Here is a 13,912-nt window from a genome sequence, read left to right as displayed (position 1 = left end):
GTAGCCTATTTCGTCCGGCCGAAGCGCTGGAGGCGGAGGCTGTTGGTGACGACGAACAGCGATGACATCGCCATCGCACCGCCCGCGATGAGTGGATTGAGCAGACCTAACGCCGCGATCGGGATCGCGGCGACGTTGTACCCGAACGCCCAGATCAGGTTTGTCCGGATGGTTCTCTGGGTGGCGGTCGCCAAACTGAGGGCCGCGGGTACAGACCGCAGGTCGTCGCGCACCAGGATGATGTCGGCGGCGCTGATCGCCACGTCCGTGCCGCGGCCGATCGCTAGGCCCAGGTCCGCCGTCGCGAGCGCAGGCCCATCATTGATGCCGTCGCCGACCATGGCGACCGACCGACCATCGGCCTGCAGGCGCCGCAACCGCTCCACTTTCTGGTCGGGGAGCATCTCGAAATGAACCTCGTCGATTCCGACCTCTGCGGCCACCGTGCGCGCCGCCCCCTCGTTGTCGCCGGTAAGCAGCACCGTGCGTAGACCCGCGGCCTGCAGCGCGGCGATCGAAGGAGCGGCGGACTGCTTGACGAGGTCTGCGACCGCGATGAGCCCTGCAATGGCGTCGTCGACTATTACGAAGACGACCGTCTTGCCCTCGGCTTCGAGTTCCTTGCATCGGCGCGCGACGGTGGCTGGCACCACCGCAGCCCGGCTCGTCCAGCGCGGTGAACCGACGCTCACTGTGCGGCCGTCCACGACGCCGGAGACGCCACGACCCGGCTCCACCCGGAAGTCATCGACCGGTTCGAGGTCGCGGCCGTCGGTAGCCGCGACGATCGCCGCGCCTACTGAGTGCTCCGAGGCGTTCTCCACGGCGGCCGCCAGATAGAGCACCTCGTCGTCGGTGAACCCTTCAACGGTGTGCACCGCGCCAACTCGGAGGACGCCTTGGGTAACGGTGCCAGTCTTGTCGAACACGACGGTGTCAACAAGTCGGGAACTATCGAGCGCCTGGTACCCCTTCAGAAAAATTCCAAGCTGTGCGCCCCTGCCGGTAGCCACCATCACGGCGATGGGGGTCGCCAGCCCCAATGCGCATGGGCAGGCGATAATCAGGACTGCAAGTGCGGCGGACACGCTCGCGGTGGCCGGTTCTCCGAGCGCTAGCCATACTCCGAGCGTGATCAGCGACAGAACGACAACTACTGGTACAAACACGCTTGCGATGCGGTCCGCGAGACGCTGTGCGTTCGCCTTCCCCGACTGCGCCTCCTCAACGAGCCGCATCATGCCTGCGAACTGAGTATCCGGGCCGACAGCGGCCGCCTCGACGATGAGTCGCCCGTCCAGCACCGTAGTGCCACCGACGACGGCGTCGCCCGGATCGACCTCCACCGGAAGCGACTCGCCGGTCATCGCGCTAATGTCGACGCCAGCGCTGCCTTCAATGACGAGGCCGTCGGTACCGATCGTCTCGCCGGGACGAACGACGAACTGCTGCTCCTCTTTCAGTTCGCCGGCCGGGATCCGCATTTCCGAGCCGTCTTTCAACAGAATCGACACGTCCTTTGCGCCGATCGCTGCGAGCGCCCGCAGTGCGCTGCCAGCCCGTGAACGGGACCTAGCCTCGAAGTAGCGTCCGGCCAGCACCAGAACGGTCACCCCTGTCGCGACCTCCAGGTAGATGGAATCGCTGTGCCAGATCGCGTCCCACACGCCACGCGAAGAGTCAGGGTTGCCTGACTCGGTTATCAGCGTGTACAGAGACCATCCGGTCGCCGCGAGGACGCCGATGGTAACGAGAGTCTCCATGCTTGCGTTGCCGGTCCGCAGATTCTTCGCCGCGACTCGGTAGAAGGGGGAGGCGCACCAGGTGACGATCGGCGCTGCGAGTGCAAGCAGCAGCCACTGCCAGCCGGGAAACCTGGTGCTCGGCACCACGGCGAAGACGATGGAAAGGTCGGCGAGCGGAACGAACAGGACGACAGCGAGCGCCAGCCTGCGGAATAAGTTCTTTGCTGTCTCCGCATCAGCGTCCGGGATCGGCCGCGGCGTGTCCGATCGCGCCGTGGCCCCGTACCCGGCTTTGTCGACGACAGCGCATAGTTCGGCGGTAGATAGATTTCTGCCCGCGTCGACCGTCGCAATGCGTGTCGCGTAGTTCACGGAGGCACGAACACCGTCAACTTTGTTGAGTTTGCGCTCCACTCGGGCCGCGCACGCACCGCATGTCATCCCGGTCACATCCAGCTGGATCCGGCGCACGCCGTCGCTGTCGTCGTGGATCTCCTTGACCGCATCCTGCGGATGACTGTCAACGGTGGTCACAATCTGCCTCGATCTCCCTGGTCGCCGGATCGCATGATCTCCGGATACGCATGTGAACTGCTATATGATCAGTCGTCCGCGCCTCGACAGTAGTTCCCTCGAGGGCCTCCAATGTGGTGGACGTCACGGGCGGGCCGATTCTGTCGCTCCCAACCGGTGCTAGACGCTGCGGCTGCGTTCGTCGCTAGCGGAAGCTGCCTCGACGAGAGCCTCGCGCGCCCGCGCTACGCGGGACCGAACGGTGCCGATCGGGCATCCGAGTACATCGGCCGCTTCCTGGTATGACAGTCCGAGGATCTGAGTGAGCACCAGTGCTTCACGCCGATCCTCCGGTAGCAGGTCAATCATTACCTTGGTCTCCACGATTTCCTGCCAGCGGATAGGTGTTACTTGAGCGCGCCTGGTTTCAGCTGCCGCTACCCAGTCGGCGGTACCGGCGATACGGGGCCGCGACATGGCGCGACGCACCTCGTCGGCGCATACCCGTCTGGCGATCGACAGCAGCCAGGTGCGGGCCGTCGACTGGGCAGTGAAGCGAGGAAGGCTCTTGATGGCTCGCAGGAAGGTCTCTTGGGTGAGATCGTCCGCGGTGCTCCGGTGCCCGAGGTACGCGATGAACCGCCAGACGTCGGCTTGTGTCGACCGAACGAAGAAGTCGAGGGCAGCATTGTCGCCTGCGGCGGCCTGCAGGGCGGAGTGCGTTACCTCCGCCTCATACTCAGCCGAATACGTACCCATAACTCCGGAGTGTATCGGGCCGGGCTGCATCGACTGAAACTGCGTCGGGAACTATCGGCGGCGACCACACGACCAACACCGTGGTTGAGGAATACGGCGGATCGTCCGCCGTCGTGAGAAGGGGTACCACGGTGCTGAGTAGGACACGGATGATGCATGGTCGACGACGGCAGGTGCCCGCGGCGGGTTTTCTGCTGTGCGCGACGACGGCTCTCACGGTCGCGGCGTGCTCGACAGGCGCAGAAGCCGGCGACCAGGCCGGCGCCGTGTCCGACGCGGGCTATCCGGTGACCGTGCAGAATTGCGGTTTCACCGAGAAATTCGTCGGGGCACCTGAACGGGTGATGATCTTGAGTGGCGCGTCCGTGGGTGAGGCAGAGACGATGATCGAACTCGACCTGGGCAGCGCTGTGCTCGCAAACGCCCAGAAGTACGGCGTATCCGATATTCCAGGCATGGTCGAAAAGGTCGCTGCGCTGCCAACGGACGGGCTGAAACTGAACGATTCGGCCGACATCACCGCCGAACAGATCCTCGCACGCCGACCCGATCTGGTGATCTCCACCTGGTCCGGCGGATTCGACCCCAAATACGGGGGCGTGACCCGCGAGAACTTGGCCGCTGCGGGCATCCGCACCCTGGTCAATCCGGTGAACTGCGCGTATGGCAAGGCCGCCGACGTCACCCCAGAGGAGACGAAGGCATACGAGACGGCGAGCGTCGAGTCTTCGTTCGATTTCGTACGCCTGCTCGGGGCCGTCTTCGGGGTCCCAGACAAGGCGAAGGAGGTGGTCGATGCACTCAAACAGAAGTTGGAAACCACTGCCGACATGGTGTCCGCGCAACACCCGAGGAAGAAGATGCTTCTCGCCTTCCCCGACATGTCCGCGATGAACTCCAACGGCCTACCTGCGGTGATGTCGGGCGGCATCTACGACGCAGTGATCCGCTCGGCGGGCGGCGAGCCGACCTTCGCCGACGGTGGACCGTCATTCACGTCCGGACTGAGCGCCGAACAGCTCGCCTCGGCCGACGTCGACGTACTGGTTCTCGGCAAATTCCGGCCCGAAACCGATCTGAGCGCCGAAGCTCAAAGGCTGTTCGCCGCCTACCCGCAGTGGTCAGCGTCCAAGACGAAGACGTACGTCGCCGTGTCGGACGGCGCGTATATCGGACCGGCCAACGCGTATGCGGTGGAGAAGATCGCCGCCGCGGCCTACCCGGACGCGAACTGAACCGCAAGGTCCGGAAGGTGGAAACGGAGCGGTCTGCCGGTTCGCGCCGATTCCGGCTGGCGTTGACGGTCGGCTGCGGGGTATTCGTACTCGCTGTCGTGGGTGCCGTCAGTATCGGCTCGGTGACAGTCCCGTTTAGTGAGGTCGTCGCCTCGCTGGGACACCACCTCACGTATGCGATCGCTGACGGATTTGCCCGTCTCGGCATCCGTGACGTTCCTTACCTGACGGCGACCGCCGATTCGACTACCGACATGATCGTCTGGCAGCTTCGCGCGCCACGCACTATCGCGGCGATCATTGTAGGCGCGGCGCTCGCCGTGACGGGTGCCGCGCTACAGGCGATGGTCCGCAATCCGCTCGCTGATCCGTACGTGCTCGGCGTCTCCTCTGGAGCCTCGCTCGCCGCGGCACTAGTTATGTCGTCGGCGACCGCCTCCTGGATGCATAGCGCCAGAGTCCCCTTCGCCGCGTTCGTCGGGGCCATGATCACGCTCGGGGTCGTCCTCGCCTTCGCGCAGCGGCAGGGGACGTTCACTGGCGCTCGGATCGTGCTCGCTGGCGTCGCCGTCGGACAGGTGGCGTCGGCGGCGACGACCCTCGTACAACTGCACTCCGCACCGGCCGAACTCCGAGGCATGCTGTTCTGGATGGTCGGCAGCGTGGCGGGCGTTGATGCGTTCTCCAAGATCTGGATACCAGTCGTCGTCGCCGTCGTGTGCATCGCGCTCATTCTGACCCGCGGCCGCGGACTGAACGCGATGTCGATGGGGGACGACGACGCCATCGCGCTCGGTGTCAACGTGCACGCTTTCCGGCTTATGATCATCGTGCTCGTCGCGGTGCTCACCGGGGTGTCTGTAGCGATGGCCGGTGGCGTCGGCTTCGTCGGCCTTATGATTCCGCACGCGGCGCGGTTCCTCGTGGGTGCCGACTACCGGCGGTTGATGCCAGTGACCGCACTGCTGGGGGCGGGCTTTCTGGTGTTCGTCGACACCGTCGCCCGGTCAGTTGACCCGCCCAACGAATACCCGCTGACTATCTTCACCGCAGCCTGTGGCGGCCCTTTCTTCCTATGGCTGCTGCGCCGCAGCCGAACCGGCGGAGCAGTATGACCGCCAACCGGCGGGCACCGCTCGGCATCGCTGTCCGCGATCTCGACGTTGCGATAGACGGGAGAGCGATCGTCTCTGGGGCTACCGTCCTGGCTCCTGCAGGCACCGTGACCGCCGTGATCGGTCCTAACGGATCCGGGAAATCAACTCTTCTGCGCGCCGTCTATCGGGCCTGTCGGCCATCGTCGGGGACGGTCCATATTGGCGGCCAAGACGTGTGGCAGACCCGGGCCCGTGACAACGCCCGTGCCCGCGCGGTCGTTACCCAACACCAGGGCGAGTCCGCCGACTTCACCTGCCGAGAGATCGTCGATATGGGCCGATCCCCATACAAGGGGCTGCTGTCCGGAGAGTCGGCAGACGACCGCCTGATCGTCGCCGAATCGTTGGAGCGGGTCGGCATGGCTGCCTTCGCTGACCGGCACTTCCAGAATCTGTCCGGCGGGGAACGGCAGCGAGTGCTGCTCGCGAGGGCCCTCGCCCAGCGGGCACCAGCAATTCTGCTCGACGAGCCGACCAATCACCTCGACGTGGAGTCGCAAATCGCGCTTCTCGGCATGATTGGCGACCTCGACGCGACAATCCTGCTTGCCCTCCACGATCTAAATCAGGCGCTCGCGCACGCCGACCACGTCGTCGTTATGGGAGCGGGACGGGTCGTCGCCGCCGGACCGGCCGAATCAACTGTTACCCCAGGCCTCCTCGCCGAGGTTTTCCGGGTCGATGCCCGTATCGTCGCCGACCCGTTCACCGGGGGCCCGCACCTCGTCTTCGCCTCAATCGGGAACCGGTGGGGCAGTCCGTCCGACCACTAGTGCGACACACCCAGAAACGAACAACAGAGGAACCATGCAGATCGCAAGCCCGGCAGCAGACCGACAGGTCACCGAGATCCCCGACTTCGAACTTGCGACGGCCACCGTCGTCGACTTCGACGAAATCAGGGAGCGGATCTACCGTGACAAGATCGTCGTCCTGAAGAACCAGGATCTCGCGGTTCCCGAGTTCGTCGAACTAGGCCATCGGCTCGGCGAACCGGTGCCCTACTACGAGCCTATCTACCATCACCCGGACAGCCCTCTAGTCTTCGTGTCGTCGAACATTGACCACGAAGGCGAGAGGATCGGGGTACCTAAGACGGGCGCATTCTGGCACGCCGACTACCAGTTCATGCCGAAACCCTTCGCGTTCACCGTCTTCTATCCGCAGAAGCTCCCGTCCCGTGGACGGGGTACCTACTTCATTGACATGGCCGAGGCATATCGGAACCTAAGTCCAGATCTGCGCGAACAGATCGACGGCGCGTATGGCTACCACAGCGTGCGACGGTACATGAAGATCCGACCCGGCGACGTCTACCGTCCACTGCACGAGGTGATCGCCGAAGTTGAGCAGCGGACCCCGCCGCAGGTGTTCCCTGCGGTCGGCAACCACCCAGTTACCGGGGAACGCCAGCTATATCTGTCGGAGGCGTTCACCTATCGACTCACCGATGCCAACGGACGCTCGCTTGGCGACGAACTACTCCGCGCGGTGCTCGCTGAGAGCGGCCAGCTTGACAATTCCTACAAGCATCGCAACATCTTCACGCGCACTTACGATCCGGGCGACATCGTCCTCTGGGACAACCGCGCCCTGATCCACCGGGCGCTGCACAACCCAAGCGGCGAGCCAACCGAGTCGTATCGGGTGACGGTGCTCGACGGACGCCCGCTCTTCGAGGAGAACCGATGAGTGGCGCCATGCCCGCCGACGCGGATCTGCTCGACCGGGCGATGAGCCCATACGTGGGGAAAGGAGCGGTGCTCCTGCATTCAATACAGGTGGCGCTGACCGATGACACGCTGACCGCAGACGGCGAGTTCCGAATCGGCGAGTCGTGCTATATCGACGACACCGGCCACTTCAACGCAGTTGAGTTCGTGATCTCTTACAACCAGCTCATGTACGCGGCCCTCGCGCACGTAGTGCGAGACGATTTGCACCCGGCGTTCGCGGACTGGTCGCTCGACGACTACTGGAGTCGACAGCTGCCGAACGTCTTCATTACTCGCCTCGACAGCCGATATCGCCGACCGCTCAACCCGCGCGCCTACCGCGGCCGGTTCACCGTGGCCGACTTCACCTATCGGAACCGTTCGCAGCCAGTTCTCGGATTCACGTCGCACATCGAGTTCGTCGACGAGTTGGGCGGGCACGCATATGGCGACGTCGACATCGCCCTCACTGACCCTATCGGTTTCCACAGCATGCAAGAGGACTGACCCCGCATGAGCCTGCCCACCCTCACCGAGAACCTCGCCGCCCGCGCGGCGGACCGCACCGAGGCAATCGCCCTCACCGACCCAGATGAGACCGTTGACTACGGAACGCTGTGGACGCGTGCGCACCGGGTCGCGGGTGCGCTCACTTCCGCCGGTGTCACAGACGGCGACCGGATCGCACACCTCGCCCCCGACTCGCGCCATTTCTACGAGCTGCTTTATGGTGCTGCGTTAATCGGCGCCGTCGTTGTGCCAATCAGTCCCCGGCTCTCTGCTGACGAGGCCAGGTACATCGTGACGCATAGCGGTAGCCGACTCGCTGTCACCGATCGCGCCGACATACTAGAAGGTCCGATCGAGATCGTCCAGGCCAACAGGTTCGCACAGTGGCGCGACGCAGCCGACGCCACCAGCGCTCGCCTGGCCGAAGTCGACGCCGACACTGCGGTCGTGCAGCTGTACACGAGCGGCACCACAGGGCTCCCCAAAGGGGTAGTGCTCGCGCATCGCTCGTTCTCTGCGATCCGTGCCCTCCTCGATAGATCGGGCCTTGACTGGATCGACTTCCGCACTGATGATGTGTCACTGACTTGCATGTCGGTGTCGCATATCGGCGGACTTTGGTGGGCGACGCAAGGGCTATCGGCCGGTGTGAACATCATCGTGCTGCCGACGTTCGCCCCGGAGGCTGCCCGCCGCGCCATCGCCGACCGGCGGGTCACCATCACCTGTGTGGCACCCGCAATGCTTATGCAGTTGCTTGAGGACGACCCTGAGCTCGGGGAGTACGCGACGTTGCGCAAAGTCGTCTACGGGGGATCGCCGATCGGCGCGAACCTCCTCACTCGGGCGATGGACGTGACGGGGGCAGATCTCGTACAGATCTACGGACTGACCGAAACCGGGAACACTGCGGTCTGCCTGCCTCCCGCGGCTCACCGGCTTGCCGATCCGCCGTTGCACGCAGCCGGACACCCGTATCCCGGCGTGGGGCTATCAATCCGCAATGCCTGCGGCGACGAAGTACCGACCGGCGCAACTGGCGAGGTTTTCCTGCGCAGTCCGGCCCGAATGCTCGGCTACTTCCACAATCCGGAGGCGACCACCAAGACCCTGTCTGCCGACGGCTGGGTGGCGACCGGCGACGCCGGATACATCAACGATGACGGCCTGCTGGTGATTCACGACCGAGTGAAGGACCTGATCATCGTAGGCGGCGAGAACGTGTATCCGGCCGAGGTTGAAAAAGCGATCGGGGCGCACCCGGACATCAGGGACTGCGCGGTGATCGGTGTCCCAGACGACCGGTGGGGCGAGAGCGTGCACGCCTTCATGGTCCCGCGCCCGGGCTCCGACGTCACCGTCGGCGCAGTTGCCCGCTCGCTGCGCGGCTCGCTCGCCGCGTACAAGGCTCCCGCCTCCTACGAGTTTGTCAACGAGATCCCGCGGAACCCGGCGGGTAAGCCGCTCCGACGTAGCCTGCGCGAACCGTTCTGGTCGGCGTTTCATCGCAGTGTCAACTGATCGGTCGCGACTGCACCGCATCCCTCACCACCACCGAAAGCGAGAGCACTCACATGCTGGAAAAGTCCCAGTTTATCGTCGATCTCGTCGATATCCTGTTCGTCGACCCTGCCGAACTGACCTCGAACACTGACTTGATGGATCTCGGGCTCACCTCGATCAGCCTCGCCCGCCTCGTCGATATCTGGCGAGAGCGTGGCGTGCAGGCCGACTTCGCTGCGCTGGCCGAGAACACCTCGGTCCGCAACTGGCTGACCGTGCTGTCGGCGTGACCGGGGAGGGCCTGTTGCCGTTGACGGCGGCGCAGCGAGGCGTCGCCGCGGCACTAGAGATTTGGCCGGGGTCAAACGGTTACCGCCTCGCCGAGCACATCGACCTGACCGGCGACGTCGACCCGCACCGTTGGGCGGCCGCCGTCACCGAAATGGTGTCGCGAGTGCCCGCGCAGCGCTGTGTTCTCGTCCGCACATCCGACGGTCCGCGCCAGCGGATCGAGGCCGCCGACCGTGTGCCCGTCCGGGTCGTCGATCTCTCCGACGCTGACGACCCGGAGGCGGCAGCGGACGCCGCAATCGCCGCTGACCTGGCGGTGCATGTCGACCCGTACGCGGGTGTCACAACCGCCCACACAGTCTTCGTGCTCGAAGTTGGCCGGGTCCGCTGGTATCACCGGGCGCATCACGTGGCGCTCGACGGATACGGAATCGCACTGTGCGCCACGGAAGCGGCCCGCGCATACCGCGGCGAACCAGGTCCCGTCGACCCGCTCGGGGACTACACCGCCCTGCTCGCATACGACGCCGCTTACACGGGTACCGAGCGGTCTGCCGCCGACCGGGACCACTGGCACCGACAACTCGGGAGTACGGTACCTGCACCGATTGGCAGTGCCCACTCTCACTCCGGTGAGCACGGTGCCGTGCAGCGGGCAGGACGGCGCGCCGCCGAATGGCCTGCTGTGCCCGCCGGCGGGAACAGCTACACCGAACTCGCAGTCGCCGCCGTCGCAGTCCACGCATCGCGTCGCACGCGACGTCGCGACGTGACGCTCGGCCTTCCGGTGATGAACCGGCTCGGGTCGATTGCCGCACGGGTTCCTGGCATGGTCCTCAACCTTGCCGCGGTTACGGTCCGGGTCGAAGACGCAATCACCGTCGACAGCCTGATCGCGGAGGTACGCCGCGGACTCGTTCACGCAACGCGCCACGGCCGCTATCGGCACGAGGACCTCCGGCGCGAACTCGATCGGGTCGGCGGCGGCCGAACCCTGTTTGGCCCCACTGTCAACGTGATGCCATTCGACTATGATCTGCGGCTTCCGGGCGTTACCGTACGCGCCGACAATCTGGCGGCTGGCCCCGTCGAGGACATCGCGTTCCAAGTGTACCTGCGCGATGGGACCGGCCAGGTGTTCGCCGACGTAGATCCGGCCCGGCACCAACCTGGTGCAGCGGATGAGCACGCCGAAGCCATCATCTCCCTGGTCGCGGCGATGGCCGCGCAGCCGAACACCCCGATCGGCGAACTAATGCGCCACGAGACGATCATCGCCCGACCGGTCGGGGAACCGCCACGATCCGTCCACCGTCGGATCGCAGACAGCGCATGTTGGCGACCCAACGCTGTCGCCCTAACCTGCGGGGAAGTCGAGCTAACCCGGGCAGAGTTGCATGCACAGGTAGGCCGACGTGCCGCCGACCTGCTCGCGTACGGCGTGAGCGACGGCTGGATCGTCGCGATCGACACGGACTTGCTCCGAGAATCACCCGTCGACGCACTGGTGACAGTGCTCGCGGCAGGCGTCGTGGGGGCCGCCTACCTCGCACTGCCCGACGACCAACCGGACGACGCGCTGTCTACCGCAGCGGCTGCCGCACCGACCGTTGTTGCATCCTGTGAGGCAAACGGCACCGAGGGGATAGCGATTCGACGAGCACCAGGAGCGCTCACCCATCCGCGGGCAGTGCGCGGCGGGTATCTGACGCGCACCTCGGGGACCAGTGGCGCGCCTAAGCTGATCATGGTTTCCGCTAGCGCCCTCGACTGCTTTGTCGTCGACGCCGTCGCCGCGTACGGCTGGGGAGATGACGACGTCGTCCTGCAGTTGGCGCCGCTTCACGCGGACACCTCTGTCGAGGAGATTTTTGTGGCACTCGCGGTCGGGGCCAGGTTGGTGCTGCCCAGCCGGGCTGGTCCCCGCGCCCCGGCCGATCTCTTCGCACTAGTGGCGCGCCATCGAGTGAGCATCCTGGACGTGCCGACCTCGCTGTGGCACGAGTGTGTGCCGCTGGCCGAGGACCGGCCGCTCCCTCCGAGCCTCCGACAAGTCGTTGTCGGAGGCGAGGAGGTCTCAACAGCAATGCTGCGCAGATGGACCGGCGCCTGCGCCGTGCGGGTGTTCAACAGCTACGGGCCGAGCGAGACGACAGTCGTCAACGCAGCCGGACCGATCGGCCCAGACAGCGGTGCCCAACTTGGCCGAATCTTCCCGCACACTGGTGCCGTGCTGCGCGTCGACGTCACGGACAGCAGACAGGGTGACCGGGCGGACGGCACACGGGTCGGTGAACTCGTCATTTATGGACCGGTCCTTTCCGACGGGTACCTCGGTTTCCCGGCTGGCTCAGAAATTGGGGCTGGCGGATTCGAGAGAATCGAGGTCGACGGCCGGACCGAACGCGCATACGCGACCGGCGACCTCGTCGCCGCACTCGACAACGGGGTGATCAGGTTCGTCGCGCGCACTGACGACCTGGTGAAGATCGGCGGTGAACGGGTCCGCCTGCGCACGGTGGAGGACGCTCTCGCGGGACTGCCGGGAGTACGGGCGGCCGCCGTCGCGCGCACAGGTCCGTATGCATTGACTGGCTTTGTAGTTGGTGACCCTGGCCCCGGCTGGTCGAACCGCCGGGTGCGAGACGAACTGCGCCGTGCCCTTCCAGACGCGTGGGTCCCTGGATCACTCACAAGGGTGGCTGCCTTGCCGAGGACCGCGAACGCGAAGATCGACCGCCGAAGTCTGGCTCGAGGCACCACTACCGTAGGAGGCTCTAGACTCGACATGTCCGTCCTCGGCCGCATCCGGGAGTGCGTCGGCGACGTTCTTGGTGAGCAGCCTGCCGACGATGAGGACCTGTTCGCCCGTGGCGTCACCAGCATGCAGGCGGTCGCAATCGCGGGCCGCCTGCAGGGCGCGCTTGGTTTGAGGGTCCGGGTCGACGATGTACTCGACCTCGCTAGCATCGCTGCGTTGACTAACCGCATCACGTCCGTCTTCCAGGCTGCCGATCGTACATCTGACCGCCTCATATCCGACTTGGACGGCGAACTACGGACCTTCGGACTGGACGCCGAGCCTGGTGACGTCGGCCGCTACCCACGGACCAGGGCGGCGCTCACTGGACGGACGCCCAGCGTGCTGTTGACCGGGGCGACGGGATTCGTCGGACGACAGTTGATCGGCCGACTTCTCGCCGCAGGGGTCGACCTAGTCGTCCCGGTGCGGGCGGCCGACGACGCGCATGCGATCGCGCGGCTACGAGAAGCGATTGGGCCAAGCGGGGCTGCAGTATTCGACGCGGCACTCGACGCGGAACGTGTCACTGTCACCGCACGCGATGCTATGGACGTGGCTGAAATCGTGCCGCACCTGGGTACGATCGTGCACGGTGCTGCACGCGTCAGCGCGGTCGAGTCGTACGCGATGCTGCGGAGCGACAATGTCACGCTCACTGTCGGTCTGGCAAAGATCGCAGCGACTCGGGGCGCACGCATGGTGTTTCTCTCTACGGCTACTGCTTCCGGGGTTGATGGAGGTCTTGCCCATCCCGACACCATGCCGACTGGTTATGCACGCACCAAATGCATCGCCGAGCACTTGCTGGCAGCGACAGCGCGGCGTGGACTGGACGTCCAAGTGGTGCGACTCCCGCGGACTCTGCCTGGCGTGGGTGCTGCCCCGAACCCGGAGGACTTCCTGCACCGCCTGGCTCGGGTGGCGGCTGCCTGCGGGGCCGTGCCCGACTCCGGTCTGAAGGAGCTGGTCGTGTCCGCAGATATTGTCGGTGACCACGTGCTGCGGGCAGCAAACTCGACTGGCCCGGTGGGATTCGACCTCGTCAACCTTTGCGGTGAACAGTTGCCGGTCACCGCGATGCTCGCTGTCGGTGCCGGGCGGGCACCGACGGTTTCGCTCGCGCAGTGGCGGACAGCGGTGGCCACTGCGCACGTCGACGAGTCGTCGAAGGCTGCTGCACTCCTGTGGTGCGATCTGCAGCTGGCACCGGGCGCGGAGGAAGGGGAATCCCGGGACGGCCGTGAGCCGCGGAGGACACACGCGGACCCAGTGATCAGCAGGACGGTACTGGTGCCGACGGTGAGCGTCGTCGATGCGGGAAGGGCCTTGGCGATCGATCTGCTATGGCGTGACCGAACCGCTCAGCGTCTACGGGAGGACGTAGACTAAGCCGGAAACACGGAAGGTGTACAGCGCACCTCTGAGTCGCCGTGCTGGTTGCCACCGCCGCGACGTGGGGAGCCTCCAGCGTTATCGTCCGCGCTCGTCCGTCCCTCCGGTGTTTCGGCAGGTGCTATCGGTCGTCGACAACGTTGCCTGCCCTCGGCTTGGTCCCGGTCTCTGGCGTCGTACCAGATAGTACTGTAGCCAAAATACCGCAAAGAGCCGCCGTTGGCCGATGGCTGCGCTTGTGTCGACTCTGATCCTTAAGACCTGTCATCTCCGCATTTATGTCGGAAGC

The 13,912-nt window shown here is 65.3% G+C and carries 10 protein-coding genes; 8 read left to right on the top strand and 2 right to left on the bottom strand.

Features of this window, described 5'->3' with window-relative positions:
• Positions 1-5 precede the first annotated feature (5 nt).
• Together GYB83_RS05235 and GYB83_RS05230 are read right to left on the bottom strand one after the other, a co-directional pair.
• Positions 6-2,279: a heavy metal translocating P-type ATPase gene (locus tag GYB83_RS05235; protein WP_371864999.1), complete on the bottom strand. Its 2,274-nt coding sequence runs from the start codon at positions 2,277-2,279 to the stop codon at positions 6-8.
• Between the two features lie 159 nt (positions 2,280-2,438).
• Positions 2,439-3,017, bottom strand: coding sequence for a sigma-70 family RNA polymerase sigma factor (locus GYB83_RS05230; protein ID WP_161894476.1), 579 nt, complete (start codon positions 3,015-3,017; stop codon positions 2,439-2,441).
• 173 nt (positions 3,018-3,190) lie between these two features.
• Between GYB83_RS05230 and GYB83_RS05225 the strand changes: the two genes are divergently transcribed.
• Genes GYB83_RS05225 through GYB83_RS05190 form a run of 8 tightly spaced genes read left to right on the top strand, consistent with a single transcriptional unit; the run spans position 3,191 to position 13,620 of the window.
• Positions 3,191-4,252, top strand: coding sequence for an ABC transporter substrate-binding protein (locus GYB83_RS05225; protein WP_161894475.1), 1,062 nt, complete (start codon positions 3,191-3,193; stop codon positions 4,250-4,252).
• A gap of 17 nt (positions 4,253-4,269) precedes the next feature.
• Positions 4,270-5,367 carry a FecCD family ABC transporter permease gene (locus GYB83_RS05220; protein ID WP_228461179.1) on the top strand — a complete coding sequence of 366 codons (1,098 nt, stop codon included), beginning with the start codon at positions 4,270-4,272 and terminating at the stop codon, positions 5,365-5,367.
• Entirely contained in the window at positions 5,364-6,182 is an 819-nt protein-coding gene (locus GYB83_RS05215; RefSeq protein WP_161894474.1) for an ABC transporter ATP-binding protein, read from the top strand. The genes GYB83_RS05220 and GYB83_RS05215 overlap by 4 nt, the downstream gene beginning before the upstream one ends.
• Positions 6,183-6,216: 34 nt before the next feature.
• Positions 6,217-7,101 (top strand): (3R)-3-[(carboxymethyl)amino]fatty acid oxygenase/decarboxylase, encoded by an 885-nt coding sequence (gene scoE / locus GYB83_RS05210; RefSeq protein ID WP_161894473.1) that lies wholly within the window; start codon positions 6,217-6,219, stop codon positions 7,099-7,101.
• On the top strand, positions 7,098-7,631 hold the full coding sequence (locus tag GYB83_RS05205) for an FcoT family thioesterase (protein ID WP_161894472.1): 534 nt from the start codon (positions 7,098-7,100) through the stop codon (positions 7,629-7,631). The genes scoE and GYB83_RS05205 overlap by 4 nt, the downstream gene beginning before the upstream one ends.
• Positions 7,632-7,637: 6 nt before the next feature.
• Positions 7,638-9,155 (top strand): AMP-binding protein, encoded by a 1,518-nt coding sequence (locus GYB83_RS05200; RefSeq protein WP_161894471.1) that lies wholly within the window; start codon positions 7,638-7,640, stop codon positions 9,153-9,155.
• Between the two features lie 53 nt (positions 9,156-9,208).
• Positions 9,209-9,427, top strand: coding sequence for a phosphopantetheine-binding protein (locus GYB83_RS05195; RefSeq protein WP_161894470.1), 219 nt, complete (start codon positions 9,209-9,211; stop codon positions 9,425-9,427).
• Positions 9,424-13,620: an AMP-binding protein gene (locus GYB83_RS05190; RefSeq protein ID WP_161894469.1), complete on the top strand. Its 4,197-nt coding sequence runs from the start codon at positions 9,424-9,426 to the stop codon at positions 13,618-13,620. The genes GYB83_RS05195 and GYB83_RS05190 overlap by 4 nt, the downstream gene beginning before the upstream one ends.
• The last annotated feature ends 292 nt before the right edge of the window (positions 13,621-13,912 follow it).

Source organism: Gordonia spumicola (assembly GCF_009932475.1).
Taxonomy (GTDB): Bacteria; Actinomycetota; Actinomycetes; order Mycobacteriales; family Mycobacteriaceae; genus Gordonia; species Gordonia spumicola.
Note: the sequence above shows the minus strand (reverse complement) of the source record. Positions and strands in the feature narration are given on the sequence as shown.